Source organism: uncultured Cetobacterium sp., from assembly GCF_947038635.1.
Taxonomy (GTDB): domain Bacteria; phylum Fusobacteriota; class Fusobacteriia; order Fusobacteriales; family Fusobacteriaceae; genus Cetobacterium_A.
The window spans coordinates 1-19,659 of the sequence record NZ_CAMQXC010000019.1; the positions used below are offsets into that span (position 1 = coordinate 1).

Sequence of the window (19,659 nt, forward strand, 5' to 3'; positions counted from 1 at the left end):
CTAATGTTCCATTTACTTTTATTGAAGTTACATTTAAAGTTGAAATATCTATTTTTGTTAAATCTGGTGTATCTTCTAATACATATCCTGTTAAAGGTATATTTCCTGTATTCACAACTTTTAATGTATATGTTGCCACTCCCTCTTGATTTATTGTTGGTGTTGATGTAGATTTATCTAATGTTCCTACCTTATTTGTTGTTACACTTACATTCGCTGTGGCATCTTTTGTTATATCTCCTGTTGCTACAGTTACTGTGTTTAGTATTTGATTAGTTGTAGTTATATCAAAAACTTTACTTTTTAATGTATATTTAATCACTAATGTTTTTCCTATTGGAATCTCCGGTTTTGTCCCACCTAATTCAAATTGACTTGCTCCTAAGTTATAGGTAAATGTAGCTCCTGCTGCAGTTTGGCCATCTAATATGATTGATATTCCTGTTATTTGTGTCACATCTACTTTTGTTGGATCTGGTTTATCCACTAGAGTGTAGTTTTTTAAAGTTATATTTCCTGTATTTATTAATGTTAAAGTATAATCAATCGTTCCACCTTGAGATATTGTTGTAGGTGCTTTTTTATCTATTTTTATATCAGGTTTTTGATTTACTTGAACTTCTGCTGTATCTATTATTGGTTGTCCACCTTGAGCCACTAGTAAACTACCTATATTTATTATTTTATTATTTATTGTTGTATCAAATAGTTTACTCTTTAGTGTATATACTATCTCTAGTGTACCTCCCACTGGTATTGTAGGTCCTTGGAATAAAACTAATTTTGTAGGATTTGTTGATATATTCCCTTTAAACTCTGTAGGAGCTCCTACCAATGTTCCATTTATCTTTATTGAAGTTACAGTTAAACTTGAAATATCTATTTTTGTTAGATCAGGAGTATCCTCTAATGTATATCCTGTTAACGAAACATTTCCTGTATTTACAACTTTTAGTGTATATGTGGCCACTCCTTCTTGATTTATCGTTGGTGTTGATGTAACTTTATCCAATGTTCCAACTTTATTTGTTATTACACTTACATTTGCTGTGGCATCTTTTGTTATATTTCCTGTTGTAACAGTTACCGTATTTGGTATTTGATTACTTGTAGTTATATCGAAAACTTTACTTTTTAATGTATATTTTATTACTAAACTCTTTCCTGCTAGTATTTCTGGTTTTGTTCCCCCTAGCTCAAATTGATTTGTTCCAGAATTATATGTAAATGTAGTTCCTGTTGTAGGTTGATTATCCAATAAAATTGATACTCCTGTTATTTGTGTTACATCTACTTTCGTAATGTCTGGTTTATCTACTAATACATAATCTTTAAGAGTTATATTTCCTGTATTTGTTAGTGTTAAAGTATAAGCTATTGTTCCCTCTTGTATTACAGATGTTGGTGCTGTTTTTACAACAGTTATATCTGTTACTTTTTTTATAAAAGGTACATAATAATCCTCTACCTCTCCTCCTATGGATAATCCTGTTGGTTTATTAACACTAGCCTCATCAGAAGCATATCTAACTCTAACTCCTTTTTTATTTGTTGTTACTAATCCAGGATCATACGTAAATCTATTAGCAGGAATCACAACTGTATTGTTTCCTGCAACTACTGCTTGAGTAATTACTTCAGTTAACTCAAAAACTCCATTTCCATTAAAATCTACCCATACTCCTATATATCCTGAACTATTTGCTTTTACTGTTAAAATATTATCTTCATTAGTATAAATTACTGACAATATATTTCCAGTATTGTCTTTTACTCCGTCATCTCCTATATCTTCAACTCCAGTTAAAGATGTTGGTGCATCATTTTCATAAGTTTTAGTATCACCTAAAAATAGATTTCCACCTACTGGAGTTCCTTGACCAAATAAATAAACATCTAAATGTCTAGGCCCATCAGATGAAAGCTTTGTTTTATATGTATCTGGTAAATCTCCATAATCAGTTTTTCTTTCTGATATGAAAACTAAATAATCTTCAACTTCACCATCATCAGCTAATCCTCCAGTTGAATTTATTTGATTTGAATTTGCTGAACTTGTTATTCTCATTCTTAAGTATGTTTTTCCAGCAGTAGTAGTTCTATTTCCTAATACTGACAATGGAAACTTTACATCCATATTTCCAGCAGTGGATACAGTGGCATCATAAATAACTTGACTATTGTTATTATCAAATCCATTATTTATATTTCCATTTAATCCATCTAACCATATTTTTACTTTTGCTCCACCTGATAAAACTTTTCCTACATTTACAGTTATTATATTCTCTATTCCCTCTATTAATAAAATTGGTAAAGTAGAATCATATGCAACTCCATTAACTGAAACTATTCCATCTTCGTCATCACTTCCTGTTTTATCATCTAAATCAGCATTAGTTCCCAGAGGTTGTGTCCATATAGTTTCATAATCTACTCCCTTTCCAAAATACGGTGTATTTGTTACTTGAGTATGTCTTGGTGGATTTGATGTTATTGTTTTATATGTATCAGGAGCATCTCCATAATCAAAAGGTTTTTCTCCTGTTATTATTGTTGTTACCTCATTTGAAGGAACAGGATCTAATTCATTGGGATCTGCTAAAGCTGAGTTTTGTAAAGTTGATAATGTTAAACTAGTCTTTGTTCTTCCTTTTAATATATATGTTTTTCCTGTATTTGGTCCTAATGTTGCAATTGTACCAATATTAATAGTTGTTTCTCCAGATGTTATAGTATAGTTTAAATTATTGCTTGTTAATCCATCTGTATCAATAACTTCTCCAATCAATGTTGTTCCATTAGAATCATACACACTAAAAGTCTCAAAAACTTGTGTCACATCAGCCTTTAAAATATCTTTTACAACTACTCCTGTAAAATTCTTAGAAGTACTTTTATTTGTTATTACTAAATTATATTGTAATGTATCCCCTTTTTGTAATGTTGTTTTATCTACAGATTTTACTATTCCTAATTCTGGTGGTGTTGTTATAACATTAACTTTAGCTTCACTTGTTACACTTTTTCCAGGAACTGTTCCTACAGCAGTATTTGTTATTTGGTCTTGATCTCCTACAAATGAATATATTTTACTTTTTAAAGTATATTCAATCTCAAGTCTATATCCCTTTGGAATTTTTGGTAAAGGTCCACCATCAGATTTTAATTCAAACTTTGATGTTGTAGAATCCACTGTTGTATAATTTATTGTTGTTGGAAATCCAGCTACATTTGTAAAAACTGTTCCTGTCAATGAATTATATAATTTTGCTGTTACTCCTGTAGCAATAGTAGAAATTTTTTGAGAATTAATTATATCTGTAACTGTATAGTGAGAATTAAATGCTGGATCTCCTAATGGATAATCTCCTGCATTTTTAACAGTTAGTTTATATTTTATATCTGATCCTTGTGTAAACGTAGTTCCATTTGTAACCTCTTTTCCTAAAGCTAAAGCTGGAATTACTATTTGATAATTTCTAGCAGCATCTCCGTTACTACTTGGGTTTGCTACATTTGAAAAAGGTTGAGATCCAGCCGTTGGATTTAACAAATCAACTTTATATAACTGGCTTGAACCTGAAGGATAATAAAAAAGATCTGTTCCCGCTACAAATGTTCCAACTACTGTATTTCCACCAGTAGTTATATTAGAAGCTATCGCTCCACTTTTTACAAGAGTTGAACCATTTTTTGCGAAATAATATAAACTTCCTCCATCAGATATAAAATAGAATCTTTCTTCTCCTCCTACTCTATCAGTATAACCCCAGTCAGCAAATCTTGGAGCTCCTCTATCAATAGCTAATTTTGTAGCACTTCCTGATCCATCTGTATTTATTATTATCTTAAATATTGGTCCTCCTGCTGCTCCATCAGAACCATCTCCCGCCACATACATATTTCCATCTTTATCAAAATCACCTATAAACATCCCATTGTCTATGTTATGAACTAACGTTGTTATAGGTTTTTTAGTGTATGTAAATCCTGTTGCTGTTGGTTCTATTCGAACTAAATTATAAGTATCATTTCCATTTACAGCTGTTACTTGTATCCCATATATATAGTTATCTTTTGGATTATAACCGTAGGCATTATTTCCAGTTCCACCTACAGCTAACTCTTGAACCTTTACCCTTGTTCCTGTTACTAAATCTATTTGATTTACCCTAATATTTCCACTTCCTAAATCCTGTATTAAAAATCCATCTCTCAAATCAGCAGGAAATGGACCTGCTATTGACATTAAACTATTTATAAAAAAGACTAATATTAGTATTAAACTTTTTACATAGTCCTTATACTTTAAATTCATAATAACCTCCCTCTTTAAAACTTACCAATAACGTTGATAAACCAACCTTTAGCACTATAATCTAAATCACTTAAATCGTCATCAAACTCAGTAAAGTTATATCCTACCCCTACTTTTAAGTTTTCTTGTACCTCTTTATATATTCCTAATAACGCTCCATGCTCATAAGAGTCATCTGTTATATCTCTTAAAATGTGATACTCACCAAATGCATACCAACTCTTAATAACCTCATAGTTTAATCTAACTGCATACAAATCTAACTTAGAATTATACCAATCTCCCTCTCCTCTACCAGCACGATACTCTTCAGTACGAAATGCATACTTACCTCCTATATCAAGTCTTTGAGTTAATTCATATATTCCTTCAAGAGATAGTATATGAGCTTTTGTATCATTTGTTGCATTAAATTGATTATTAATTCCTATATTTTGAACATACTCGTACTTACCTATAAGATTTAATTTGTCATTCCAAACAGGTCTATATCCTAAACCTAAACCTGCTTCCACTGATCTATCATCTTTTTCCTCTTTTGCATCTCTATAAAGATAGTTTAACTCTCCAAATAGAGTATATTCATCATTTAGAATTAATTTTCCTCTATTAATAGTAGCCCATCTATCTGCAGACATTCCTGCTCCTTTATCTTTTCCAAATTCAAGCTTATTTCTAATCATAAAATCTCTTACATAGTATCTACTGTAAACACTTACTGATGTTCTTTCTAAATTTCCATCATAAGTTTCTAAATTCCCTTGTTGAACTAAAGTTCCTACAGTAATCTCCTCTGAGTATGCATAATCTACTCCATAAGATTGAAGGATACCTTTCCCTACATTATCTTTTAAAAATTGATTTTCATGATACATAGATGTTTTTTGATCATACATAAACTTTTGTCCAACTGTAAAAGTGTGCTCCTGTCCATAATTTGATCCGAAATCATTATTATCATCTAAAGCATACCCCATATATAAACTATGATCTGGTGTGAAGTCATACGTACCTAGTACTTCTGCTCCATTTCCTTTATTTCCAGTACTTCCTTCAGCTTTTAAACGAAATTTATCTGTTACTTTTAAATCTGTTCCCAAAGTATATATATTATTTGCTCCATAATTATCATCCCAAATTGCTGTTTGTACAATTCCATATACTGTTCTATTTGGCTGAAATTCATAATCAGCTCTCACTCCGGCTAATAAAGCTTCTTCATTTGGATTATCTAATGTTTCTATTCCACTTTCTCTATTTTTTAAATATTCAAGTTCTGCAGAAAGCTTCAATTTTTCTGTATATTGATAACCTATTGCTCCATTTATTCTATCCTCTTCTAAAGATATAGGTTCTTCTGTGTATAAATCTGAGTCATTTTCTTTAAATTTATTTGCTCCTAATTTAATATCCCATTTGTCTGTCAATTGAAATTCACTTGTAAATCCATAATCATCATGCTCACTACTATTTGAGAATCCAGCTGTTGAAAATCCTTTATCTTTTCTGTTATACCAGAATGTTCCACTATCTCTATCATCAAACTTTTCACTAAAATCTTTAAAAGCTACCTCTCCTGATATAGAGTATGCGTCTCCTGAAATATTATTAAAATATTTCATTGGATTAGCTATCATCTCTTCATATTTATCTCTATCTAAATATGAATCATATCCTCCATTAAATGAAAAATTATTTACAATAGCTTGAGTTCCTTTAGAGTGAGCATATTCAAATCTCATAAAAGTATTATCTGTTTTTCTCAAAGTTACATCGATGCCTTGAAGTTCATAATCTTCTAACTCATCCCCTCTCGCTTCTGATACTAAAGTTCCACCAAGAGCTAAATTATCTGTTATCCAAGACTTACCTCTAACTCCATAAGTTGTTTTTCCAAAATCTGTATCATTAGAATAAAATTCATAATCAACTACTAAATTTACATTGTCTCCATAATACGGCTGATCTTTAATTATTCCATCTTCTGTTGTTGCTATTATAGTCGGAAGTGGATTTTTTAAAATAATTCTACCTTGAAGTTCATTTACATCATAATCTCTTCCATCTTGCAGTACCACTTCTCTTAAAATTCTTCCTGTTCTACCATCTGTTACTTGAACTTTTACTTTAGCACTTCCTACAACTATATCTTGGAAACTTAGAAAATATACACTTCCTCCAGTTCCTCTAAACTCATCTCTTGTGAACATAGTCTCTGGTTCACTTACAAAAACATTTCCTTGAGTTTTAGCTTCTCCAAAATCAGTAGATTTTTCACTTACATATATTCCTTGAAATCCATATAAACTTCTATCATAATCAGCATAATAATTCCCTGTAAATCCAGTATCAAAGCTTCCCCATAAAATACTTGATTTTTGTTTTTCTAATTTTATATAAAACTTTCCTGAAGTATCTGTATCTCTGTAATATGTAGACTCATCTCCTAAATTAAACTCTATATCATCTCTTTCTAATTTTTCAAATAGATCTCTTGGTCTTCTTTTAGAAAAACCTTTAAATAGATATTTTGTTTCTTGCTCCCAAGTATCTGCTTGAGCTGTTAATCTATAATCTTCCCAAACTCTTTTATAGTAAAAAGCTAATCTTCCTGATGAAAAAACATTATCGTCGTATTTATAATTATCTTGAAGAATTGCATTACTTCCTGAAACATAATTTTTACCAATAAACATATCTGCTATTCCAACTGCAAATGTATAATTTGATGGTAAATATACATCCATACCATAATTATATTCATTTCCCTCTTCATCAGTCATCAATACAGGTAGATTTAAATCACCTATCATATTTGTATAATATTCGTAGGCAAAATCACCTTTATAATCTAAATTTACTTGTTGATTATTTACTGATAATTTTTGTACTCCTTGTAAGTCTTTTCCATATACCCTAACTTTAGATCCTTTAAGTTGTATGTTTCTTATAACTGCCCCATCATCTCCATAGATACTATTTGCTATATCTACATTTTTAGTTGCGTTAATTGGAGTTACAAACTCTATAGGATAAACATCTGTTTGATCAAATCGTCCCTCTTCGTCATAAACTTTCAAAGTATAAAAGTACTTATCTCCCTCTTTTACTGTTTCATTAGGATAAGAAAATACTATAGGTTTATTTAATAAAACCTCATTTCCCTCTAATTTTCCAACTGGATCAAGTTTATGAATATCTTCTTCATCATAAATCAGTATTTCCCATTTTTTTATAATCTCTTGATAATTTGTGTACATAAAAAATTCAATTTTTTCTGAGTCTATATTTTGTTTCTTATTTGCTTTTATTGAAAGTTTTGGTTCTTTTGGAATTGGATCAACTATGGAATATATGTATCCACCATTGTTTTTTAAAGTGATTCTTCCTGGTGTAATTAAATCTTGTTCTTCATAAGGTTTATCTAAATCAATTTGAGCATTATTATCTGTTGAAATCTCTTTTAAAATCACTTGATTCTCTAATTTTTCTTCAGAATAACCACCCTGTGCTACAATTAAGAATGCTGATAAAAACAATATCTTTTTTAGGTATTTTTTATCACTCATTAAATTTCACCCCACTTAAATTTTTTTATTTAAATGTTTTTTCTATTCTTTTCTTTCTGTTCCTTTTTATTGAAAAAAAGTTTTAGAACAAAATAAAAAAAGTACTAACAGAACATTTTATCAACGTTTGTTAGTACTACTTTTTTAATATTTTTTATTTTAAGTGAATTAAAATTTGTATAGTTTTTTCATACTTTCCCTCTGATGCTTTTAGTATACTTGGACCATGAATTGTTCCTGTTAAAGGTAGTGTTCTTTTAGTAGTTTCTTTTCCCACTTCTTCCCCTAAAAATAAATCCTTAACTAATAAAGTTTTATTATCATCTAAATACAAATAATTTTTAAAGATATCTGTTCCTATAGCTAATTCTCCTTGAGAAATATCTAAGGAATATTCAGCATTTACATTTGTATTGTAGTTTAACTCTATATTTGTAGTTACTATTTTATCTTGAGGATTTCCAAATTGATATAGCTTTCCAAAATCTAAAACTCCAGATGATGCTACAAAAAACTCTGGACATTTTACATTGAATTTATATTGATTTGTTACTATACTTTCTTTTTTATACTCTAATATAAATTCATCCTCTGTATTATAATTCCAGTAAATAGGTTTAATTTTTAAGTCTCCGTTACTTTCTTGTTTAGCTTTTATTATAGTTCCTTTATTTAAAGTAACTGTTGTATAGCTCTCATTTAAAAAAATCTCTTCTTCATTTATATAAGCTTTCTGGTTCTCTTTTAATTCTATAGGATAATCTCCATTTAAAAGTTTTAAATCTAATACTTCTGTTTGATATTTTACTCCATCTTTAGTTATTAAAATAGGTTCACTATTTAATTGCCCATCTATTGGATTATACCTTGAACTAATGGTTAAATCCATCTCCCCTTGCTTTGCTGATGTAGATCCTTCCAATCCAGAATTAATTCTAAGATTTATTGTTCTTCTCACATCCCCAGAAGGATCAATGTGTTGTAGAACTAAATCATAATACTGTGCTCCATTTCTATTTGTTATCCATATGTGAGCTTCATTTCCTGATTTGTAATCTACATTTAAAGTTATGCTTTTACCATTTTTTTCAATAACTTCTTTTATAATTATCGCCCCATCTAATAAAGTATTATATTCTTTTATTTCTCCTCCTGGTAAAGTTAATTTAATTTTATGTTGATAATTTAATCCTTCCATTACTCTATTATCATTAGTAGGATTTATTATTACTTTCCCAGCTGAATAAAATGGAGATTCCATACTTTTAAAAATAATTTTTTCTTGTTCCTCTTTTAAAGGATAAGTTGGTAGAAGATTAATCTCTAAATTTTTATTTAATTTTTCTTTATCTATAAATATACTTGGAAGTAGTTCTGTCACATATTTACTTGAAATATTTGTGTCTGTAGGTAGTGATAGTGTATTCCCATTCGTTGAAATACCACTTCCTCCAGCATCTCTTCCATGAATATATGCTATTTTAGCATTTTCTCCTACTGCCTTTAATTCTATCACATCGCCTTTTATATTTTTTAATTCATTTTTTATCTCTTTTAATTGTTCTATCGGAATATTTAAAGTTAAACCTGTTGTTATTCTTTCACTCATGGTATCTCTGTATTCAGCATATGATACTGCTGTTAAAACTTTATCATCTAAATTTTTCTCTGTATATAATTTTATTGGTCTATTATAGTTTGAATTATCTTGAGTTGCTTTTGTTTTTGATTTAGTTAATTCTGGAAAAACTTCTATCTTTTTCACTGGATTACTTCCAACTATTTCATATTGAACTTTTAACTCCCTTCTATTCGTTTTAGAATTACTTCTATCTCTTTTTGTTATCCCATCAACTCCAAATTTCCATACGGCATCATTCCCAATAGCTATTGCTGGAACTGAATTTCCTTGTCCACTATTAATTTGCCTTAAAGTCATTTGTCCATCTAAATCAAATTTAGTTTTATTAGTAGCAATTATATTATCTATATCTTTAATTTTTAAGTTTGTAACTGTTGATATATACGTCATACTCGATAAATTTCCACTTTGAGCATTACTTAAAGTTATTATTAGATTATTTAAAAGGATCTCATTTTTTTTCCCACCACTGATTTTTATTAATTCTAGAGGAGTCATTAGTGAAAACGTTTTTCCTACTAAATTCTCTATATTATCTATAGATTCTTGAGATAATACAAATCTTAAGTTAGCGCTCTCATTGGGATTTAATATCTCTTTGTTTCCATTATCAAATTTTAGATTTCCTTTTAATAATATATTCCCCGAAGTTGATAATAAAGTTATTTCGTTTGATAAAGCTTCTATTTTTATCCCCTTTGTATCTTCTACTGTTTTTGTTATATCCTTTTGATAATTTTCCAATTTAAGACTTCCAAACTCTATAAAATCTTGTCTTGCATCTGCTGTTACTTTTAGAGTTTTATTTATGTCTATTTTATTTATAAGAGTGGAATTTACAACATCTAAATATTTTTTAGGTAAAAACTCCTCTATATTTATTTTATAGATATCTTTTGCAATTATTCTTCCCACATTATTATAATGGACTAACGTTATAGTATCTTCCACTATTTTTGTAAAATCCCATTCTAAAATACCAATAGCTAATGGAGTATTTTTTCCTTTCATCAAAATATATTTATTATTTTTTGTTGCTATTGTATGAACTCCTTTTATTTCACCACTCTCTGTAGTCATAAACTCTGCTTTTGGAGTTATTCCTATTCCTATATCTGTTCCTGAATATATTTTTATTTTGTGATATTCTGGAACATTTGTAACCCCATGCCAAGATGACGTTAGTCCAGATACAGTTAAAGAACTTGGATGATTATATTCTGGTAAATTATTAGGTTCAATAATCCCATTTTTTATATCAAATGTTCCTGAGATATCTTTATTTGATTTTGGAACTGGATTAATAAAGTTCAATAACGCTACATTACTATCTATCATATCCCCATCTTTAACTACATAAATTTTTGGAAAATCTACAACTCCATATGATAAAATATTATTACTATTTATTTTATACTTAGTTTGATTTGACCCAACGCTCTCCTGCAATCCTCTTATTGCTAATATTTTATGATTATTTATAGACTTAGAATATGGTATCTCTACTTTATTTTGTCCTTGTTCAAATTTTTCTTTTGCATATTTTAATATAATCTCCATTTGACTTGTTGGAATATTTTCAAAAATCATTTCAAAATCAATTTGAACTTCATTATTTAAAGGAGATATATTAAAAGATTTTAATGGTGTATATGCTCCAACTGCTGTATTTCTATTTGTCATATCTCCTCGATCATAAACTAAAAATTTTTCTGCTTTTTGAAATGGTGTCTCTCTTATGTTTATAGGAACCTTTATATTACTGCTATTCGATGAAGTAAGATCTAAACTTACATAAGGTTTATGATTAATTGGATTTAAAGGAGTCTGTGTTTCTAAACTCCAACTATTATTTTGTGTATCACCTAAAACTTGATTAATTCCTATTACTGGAAATTTATTTTTATCATCAGTTAATTGAATTATTTTCACCCAATTATCAGGGTATTCAATTTTTGTTTTATTTGGATCTCCATCTAATGATGGAATAATGATAATATCTTTAATATTATATTTAACTTCAAATTCTCTAGTTATATTTTTATTTTTAATATTTAAAATATCTTTATTTTTTAATACTCTTATTCCACCAACTTCTATATACTGTTCTACTCTATATTTATAACTATTTGAATTATTTAAGTTCTTAACTATTATGGACATACCATTTTTTCCTACTATTAAATCAAAATCATTCATTATTAATATTTCTTCTACTCCACCTATTTTCTCTTCTTTTGGAGTATAATCAGTCCCATCTAAATTTAATCTTATTATTTTTATTTTTATATCATAATCGTTTGAAGGCGAGGTATTTAAACCTGTAATAAATCCACTTGGAAAGTTATCCCTTATTAACTCTACTGGTATACCTGGTGTAATTTGTCCTTGAGAGTCTATATCCACTTTTCTTACAAAATAGTGATCGTATCCATCTATATAGCTTAACGTAACCTCTCTATCATTAACTTTTTCTTGAATAGCTTTTATATTTAATTTGTCTCTTAATTTTAATTCATTTTTACTATAATGCTCAATTATGTACTCAAATATTTTTTGATTTTCTACTGTTTTCATTTGTAAACTAAAAAATCCCTGACTACTAAAAAATAATTTTAACTCTCCTAAATCAATCTCTTTTTCAGTGCCACTTACCTCTTTTATTAATTCTCCATTTATATTTTTTATTTTTATAATACTATCCCCAATTAACCCAGATATAAATTCTCCATTTGTATCAACTTTTATATATTCATTAGTGCTTGTGTTTACATTTGGTTTTCCTAATATATCAAAATTAATTTTTTCAAAGCCTTGCTTATCTAGCATTAATCTGTCATATCCTTTTAAATAAGTTACTGTTACTGATCTTTCTTTTGCAAAATCCTCTTTAATAACTATGTCTAAATTATAATCTAATCTTTTCAAACCACTTGATTCATAGTGTTTTATGTTTAATTTATAAGTTCCTGCCATAGGTTTATTTAATATTTTTATCTTAGGATATCTACCTTCATATTTAATTTCTAAATTTAAAGTGTTCAATCCATTAAAAATATTTATTGTATTTATCACTGAGTTTCCTGTGGCGTCAATATCTATTTTATTGCCTTCATTTAAAGTATATGTTCCATTAAAATGTAAGGACTTCAAACTTCTTTCTCCAGGTATTGGACAAGTTACTCCTGCTTCTGTATTTATTCCATTTGCTTTAAAAATTATATAATTATTTGTATTAAAAGTTTTGTTAATTTCTAATTTTGAAGTATCCGATATCTGTGGCTTCACTATTTTTATATCAGGATATTTTATACTTTTTTTATATTTTTTTACATCATCAACTAAATAGTAATATAAATATTTTCCATCTTTATAACTATATTTATATTGTCCACCTGCAAAAGTTAATTGTTCTCCTATTGGTTTTGAAGATGAAAGCACAATCTCAGATGAGCTATTATTTCTGAAGTTATTAAGAATAGATTTTAATTCATTTAAATTTATTTTTACAACAAGTTCTCCACCTATTCTTTCTCTTGTATTAGGTTTATAACTACCTATTGCTGTTATCTCTTTATTTATTTCTTGTGTTGATCTCTCCAATAACTGACCACCATTTGAATTTATATTTAAAAAATATAAATTTGCTTCTAACATGCTATCTACATTTTTAAAAGTATCTGTAATAGGAATAGTTCTTTTTTCGTTAGTATTAGAAGTCTCAGCTCTCCATCCATCTCTATTTATTTCTAATTCAGGACCTAACCCTATTATAGGAAATGCTTGATCATATAAAACTTCTGGATTAGTTTGTTCCAAACTTACATTACCGAAACTATAAATATCTTGTACTATATTTTCAGTATCTTGTATTACAATATCTCTTAATGAATTTCTAATTGTCATTAAATTTTCTAAATAACCTTCAGTTAAATTTAAAGTATGTTCTTTTATTTCACCACCTATATTTGTATGAATTATTTTAATTTTATAAGTCTTTTTAATTGTTGGTAATTGAGTTATTTGAAAGTCTATATTACTTCCGTCACAAAATATTCTCAAAAATATTTTCATTACTCCAATTGATATAGTTCTATCACTATATCTATCTCCTGGAGTATGGTTTGTTATACTGTAATTCGGTTCATTTTCTATACTTATTTTTATATTATGATTATGTTTATTTGGTGTACACCCATAGTCAAATCCCATTATGTTTCCAGATATAAAATTTTCTTTAATTAATTCCATATTAGGACCTACTATACCATTTCTATTTAACCCAACCCAACCTGTATTATATCCATTTTTATAAAAGACTGTTACTTCTTTTCTTTCAGTAACTTGCTTTTCCACACTTCGAGCACTTTTAGCATCTACCCCATACACCTTTACAACTTTACCATTTCCACTCTCTTGAATAGATATATAAAACTTTTCAGGTTCATTTTCATAAGGTATTTTTAAAACTTTTTTTCCTTGATACTCTACAACCTCATAATCCATAACTGAAGAGGTGTTTCTACTACTTTTTTTTCTTCCATTCACCTCGTTAGTCCCCTGAACAGTTTCACTCACCACTAAATTATACTTTTTCTCTAGTTCCTCTGCATCTTTAACCCCTCTTAAAGTCTGCTCTCTCTTTTTAGAAAAATCCACATAGATATTTTTATTTTTTCTATCTATATAAACATCTTCTAAAGGTTCACTTTTAATCTTTGTAACCTCTATATCTAGCTCTGCTGGCTTTGTTCTTCTAGGTAATGCCTCTATTTGTTCTAACTCTGGTGCTATTTTTTCTGGTAAATCTGGTGAACTTCCACTTCCAATAACTCCTGAAAATATTATTGAAAATATTATAATAAAAAAGAGCTTATGGAAGCTCTTTAACTTTTTACTCATAGCCCTCCCCCCTCATTTTTATTTGGCATCTCATCTGGAAATATTGGTAAAATTTGTGGTCTATTTTCATCCTCTGGTACTGGTTCTATTGGTTTTGTATTCACATTTACCAGTGAGTACACTCCCATAACTATTGGTAATTGTCCTACATACTCTCCTTCTATAACCTCAATACTCTCACCTTTATCAAGTTCACGTCTATCTAAAATAGCATAGAACTTAACCAACTCTCTCTCATTTTCTAATATTATCTCGTTTTGTTTTCTATCCATTCCCACTCTTTCAACTTTTACCCATTTCTTTCTATTTGTTAAATTTATAAAGTTTGGAAACTTAAAAGTGATTCTCTTTCCTAAATCCTTTTCTTTATCAGTTGTATAGATTTCCACATGAGAAACTGCTACAACTTGATTAGGTCCAACCTCTGTATGATTTATGTCACGAAATCTAAGTGGCTCAACTATTTTTACTTTTATCTCGCTAAAACTCATTGAAAAGATAGCCATAAAGACTATCAAAATTATATTTTTTCTCATGACTATCTCCTCTCATTTAATTCAACAGTTATATAAACTTTTTTCCTATGTACACCCTCACGAGAGATATTTTTTCCATCAATAAATAGATAGTTATCAGTAACTAACTTCTTATTTATATATTTAGGAGAGTATATAAATGTATCTAATACTCCATCCCCATCGATATCTATCTCTGTTTCACTATAATTTAACATATAAAAATTTTGTTTATCAGGTATTTTATTCATCTCTAATTCAAATGGTATTGTAACTTGTTCATCATCTATAATAAGCGCTTTTATATCTACATCTGTTATAATCTCTAATGGTACAACTGCTTTAACCTTTGTATCTAAGTTTATTGTGTATGAATCCTCTAGTTTCCATTTTACCTCTTCACCACTATTATCATTTGTTAACTCTTCGTTAGGAAGAGCTGGAATAAGGGGAATTGCTGGTAAAAGATTAGGTTGACTTTCATAGTCCTCTGGTAAAAGAGGCAAAATAGTTGGTATATGAACCAACTCATTTGCCAATATATTACAACTTAGAAGGGCTAGGATTAGAACTAATAACTTTTTCATACTTTCCTCCCTCACTTAAGAATATCTGTTTAAGTGTTAATCTATCTCTATCTAAGTGGATAATAAACCTGTTCTCTCTATCATCATAGTACCCCAACACTACATTTTCAGTGATCTTTCTAGCTTTATTATCCACACCTATATATTCAATTTGTAGCATATATTTTCTAGCATATAGTCCACTAACTTCAAATGTTCCATCGCTCTCTGGATTTAAATACTCTATCAATTTTCCCTTTTCATCTAAAACTTTAATAAGTATATTTTCAAATAAAGATTCTCGCTCTTTATCATTTAAGTTTAAACTTTTTTCAACTTGAATCTCGCCAACTATTGTAACCATAGGTTTTATAGGAATATGAGCTGTTACTGTTCCAACTTGTTGTCCAAGTATCTTTATCTTTGTATCTCCAATTGTATATGATGGTTTTCTAATTGTTGGTTTCATATCATAAACTATTTTATTTGGAACTCCAAAGAACATAGCCTCTCCATTTTCATCTGTATCTATCTCTTGGTCTCCAATTTTTACAGCTACATAGTCCACTCTTTCCTCATCAGCATCCATAACTCCATTGTCATTTTTATCTAAAAAAGTTATAACTTTAACTCTTGTACTATCAATACTTTCTAATGGTTTTCTAATATTTTTCAAATCTACAACTCTATTTATACCAGCCGAGTATCTTTGTGCACCAGTTTCATCAAAGTTAACTTCACTTCTAAGCCAGTTATCATAATCTAAAGTGAATCTAAATGTAAATTTCTCTTTATACGAATCTGAATATCCAAACTCCAATGAGTAATCAAATATACTAAAGATATTTTTATTTGTCAGTCTTAAAGTTGTTTCTAAATCCTTTCCATCTTCTAACCAGTAGTTTATAAGTTGTGCGTTATACTTTTTAAATCCGTTGTAATATATATTAACCTCATAACTATCCTCTTGATTTAAAGATTTATTGTAATCTAAAGAAAGCAGAAAATCTTTCCAACCTTTACTAATATTTAGTCCAACACTTTCATCATTATTATCATCTTGATCTATATTGTATTTAGTTTTACTCCACTCATAGTTAATTTGAAAAATCCCTGTTGGATTATATGTAATAGAGTAACTTTCATCTGATTTTTCATCAAAATACTTTCCATAGTGAGCCCTATCAATTATGAATCTAAAATCTTTTATATCAATTTGGAATGTTCCATCATATGAGTATCTATCTTTATTACTACTACCTTCATCATTAACTACACTTGTATTCAGCGCTCGCTCTGTTCCAAGAACTAAAGTATATGGAAATCTATATATATAGTTACTGTATACAACCTCTCCTCTAACGTGTTCTAAATACTCAATTCGTCCATCCCCAACATCCTCTGGTTCGTGAACATATCCCAATCCTAAAGTTAGGTTTTGAGTAATACCATGGTATAAGTTAGCATTTATAGAGTATCTATCATATTGATCCACTTCACGAAAGGAGATATCATACTCTGTTTCTCCCTTGTTTTGTTGGAAATAGTTTGCAGCAGTATCTATATCTATTGTGTATATTCTTCCATCTGGTTGATAAACTCTTAATGTATAACGTCTATTTTCTTGAATCTCTGAGTTATCAAACTCCACTGTTCCATCAACAGCATCTTTTACTTCAATTGGAAATCCTAAGTATAGTAGTTCTACTCTACTTCCAATAGGTACAGTTTCACGAATTACATAGTTTTTACCTTTTATGTAGTAACCTCGCTCTTTTCTAAAGCTTGCTGCCCACTCTCTAGCTCCTCCACTACCATTATTTTCTAATTTCAAAGAGTGGTTTTTATAGATATCTGGATAGTATAAACTCATATTTCCAAGTTCACTATTTCTTACATCATAAGCTGCTGTAAACTCTCCATAAAGAAGCGGCCCTTGGTATTCTAAATTTCCTGTCCAATCAGTTTCCATTTTTCTATCGCTAGAATCTTTTCCAGCTTTACTTAAAACTCCTTGAAAATCAAATCGCATATATCCTACGTCAAATAGAGTACGCTCACTTGTAAACATAAGTTCTCCAGCCTTCTCTGCATCAATCAATCCATCTTTAACATTTGCTAAATATGCTTCTATCTCTGCTGATGTTTCAAAGCTAAGTCTCATTGAAACACTTGAATTTTCCTGGTCTATATACAACTCCCTTAAAAGCAGTTCTTTAAACTTTTCACTCTCTACAAAAAAATCACTTTGCTCAACTATTACATAAGAATCACTTGGTTTTAATATAATCTCTCTAACATCAGTTCCCACTGTTGCTTTTAAAACCTCACTTTGAATTGTATAGTCTTTAAATCCTATTGTATTAAAAAGATTTATTACAGGAAGGTATATTTTATTATCTTGAACTATAACTGGGTACACATCACTAACTTTTGCACCATTAACTTTTAAATTATAGAAGTTCTCTCTCTCTTGAACTCCTTGTAATTCATTTAAAAGAATTTGATACTCCTCTTCTGTTATCATATTTAAACCTTTTAATTCATTTAGTTCCTCTAAAGTAAACTCTGATGAATAGGTTAATAATGACAAACATAAAAACGCTAATAGATATATTATTGATTTTAACTTCAAGACTACACCTCCCTTTAGTTACTTTATCTCTCCTTCATACAAGACTTTTTTACTTAATGAATCCTTAACAATTAAGGTATTGTATTTCGCAAAATTCTTTATTAAGTTCTTATCATGACTTGTTAATTTTTGATTCAACTTAGATGCACTCATTTTTTCACCTTTTAAAAGCCTTAAATTACCAACATAAACTGGATTTTTTCCTTTGTTTTCAGCTAAGTAAAAATCTAGTGTTCCTCTTCTTTCTCCAACGTTAGCTATTAATCCATTAAAATTAAGGTTATTCTCTTTTAAAGTAGTACTAAAATCTTTTAAAAATATTTTAGGAGTTAACCCCCCTACATATCCCGCTAAATCCATCTTTAGGTGTGTCAGTATTTGAACTGTAGATGTATCAGTTGAATTTAGTTTTGGTAGTGCTATCTCTTTTATTCCTACCGTAACTAGATATTCACCTTTTGGTGCACCTTTTGGTGCTTTTACAAAGACTTTAAACTTTCCACTACGTCCTGGTTTTAGAGTAACTGTTGTAGGAAATATCTCTATCCAATTTTTCATAGATTTTTCTATCTCTTCATCAGTTAGATAAAGTTGATATTTTAAGGTATTTTGAGTCGGGTTATACAAAGTATATTCCTGAACCTCTCCTTTATCATCTATCTTTTTATCAAAGGTAACAGGATTTATATTTATATATCCAAAGATATTTACTACTAAAAGGAAAAAAAGAAGAAAAATGTTTTTCATAAAACCGCCCCCGTATTTTAATTAATATATAATTCTCTTAAAAAAAGAGAGAAGAGAACTTCTCTCTAAATTTAAATTAATTATTACTCTTATGGTGTTGGTGTTGGTGTATAAACAACAGTTAGAGTATTTTGTCTTGAGTTGTGGTGAACACCTGGCTGTAATCCACCATTTAATAAAGACCCTGCAACATCAGTAGCTCCTTTAGCTATAGTTGATGTTACTCTTCCTACATGCTCTGTATCTCCATCACCTAAAGTGTGATTATATTCTGTTGATGATACTTGAGTTGCTCCACCAGTTAAAGATAATGTTGAAGTTAATTTACTATCTGCTGAAATTCCATTTTTCGCTAATGTCGCTTCCCCTGGAGTTGTTCCTTCCAATTTGACATTTAACGTTCCTGCTCCAATTTTCGCAGGAGCCCCATTAGTAAATCTTTGAACTTTAAACAGCTTATATGCTACTGAGTCACTTGTTGCTTTACCTTGTACTATTCTTCCGTGGTCAATTAATAACTCGTCAATAACTGTTCCCGCCTCATCAGTTATAGTAAGCCCTGTAGGTGCAGTGATTATCTCAGCTATTACCTTTACTGGTACTGATGCTGTTTCCACTCCATTTTCCCCTGGTGTAGGTGCTGGATTTGCTGCAAATGCTGCCATTGAAAGTGCCATGATTCCGAATAAAACTTTTTTCATTTTGCTACCTCCTAAATTTTCTTTTTATTTTTTTCTCTTGTTCCCATATATATATCAATTT

8 protein-coding genes are annotated in these 19,659 nt (G+C 29.3%); all 8 read right to left on the reverse strand.

The annotated features are described in order from the left end of the window. Positions 1-4,321, reverse strand: a 4,321-nt coding sequence (locus tag Q0V08_RS03585) for a GEVED domain-containing protein (protein ID WP_297432150.1), incomplete at its 3' end; no start/stop codon positions are given. Between the two features lie 14 nt (positions 4,322-4,335). Further along, complete coding sequence (locus Q0V08_RS03590; RefSeq protein ID WP_297432152.1) at positions 4,336-7,890, reverse strand: hypothetical protein; 3,555 nt, start codon at positions 7,888-7,890, stop codon at positions 4,336-4,338. A gap of 154 nt (positions 7,891-8,044) precedes the next feature. Continuing rightward, positions 8,045-14,434: a hypothetical protein gene (locus Q0V08_RS03595; protein ID WP_297432154.1), complete on the reverse strand. Its 6,390-nt coding sequence runs from the start codon at positions 14,432-14,434 to the stop codon at positions 8,045-8,047. Further along, positions 14,431-14,970, reverse strand: coding sequence for a hypothetical protein (locus Q0V08_RS03600; protein WP_297432155.1), 540 nt, complete (start codon positions 14,968-14,970; stop codon positions 14,431-14,433). The genes Q0V08_RS03595 and Q0V08_RS03600 overlap by 4 nt, the downstream gene beginning before the upstream one ends. Before the next feature lie 2 nt (positions 14,971-14,972). After that, positions 14,973-15,536, reverse strand: coding sequence for a hypothetical protein (locus Q0V08_RS03605; protein WP_297432157.1), 564 nt, complete (start codon positions 15,534-15,536; stop codon positions 14,973-14,975). Beyond that, a complete protein-coding gene (locus tag Q0V08_RS03610; protein ID WP_297432159.1) occupies positions 15,493-18,150 on the reverse strand; it encodes a hypothetical protein in 2,658 nt (885 codons plus the stop codon). Before Q0V08_RS03610 ends, Q0V08_RS03605 begins: the two co-directional genes overlap by 44 nt. 18 nt (positions 18,151-18,168) lie before the next feature. Continuing rightward, entirely contained in the window at positions 18,169-18,897 is a 729-nt protein-coding gene (locus tag Q0V08_RS03615) for a hypothetical protein (protein WP_297432160.1), read from the reverse strand. Positions 18,898-18,986: 89 nt separating this feature from the next. Next, positions 18,987-19,598, reverse strand: coding sequence for a hypothetical protein (locus tag Q0V08_RS03620; protein ID WP_297432162.1), 612 nt, complete (start codon positions 19,596-19,598; stop codon positions 18,987-18,989). Positions 19,599-19,659: the final 61 nt, after the last annotated feature.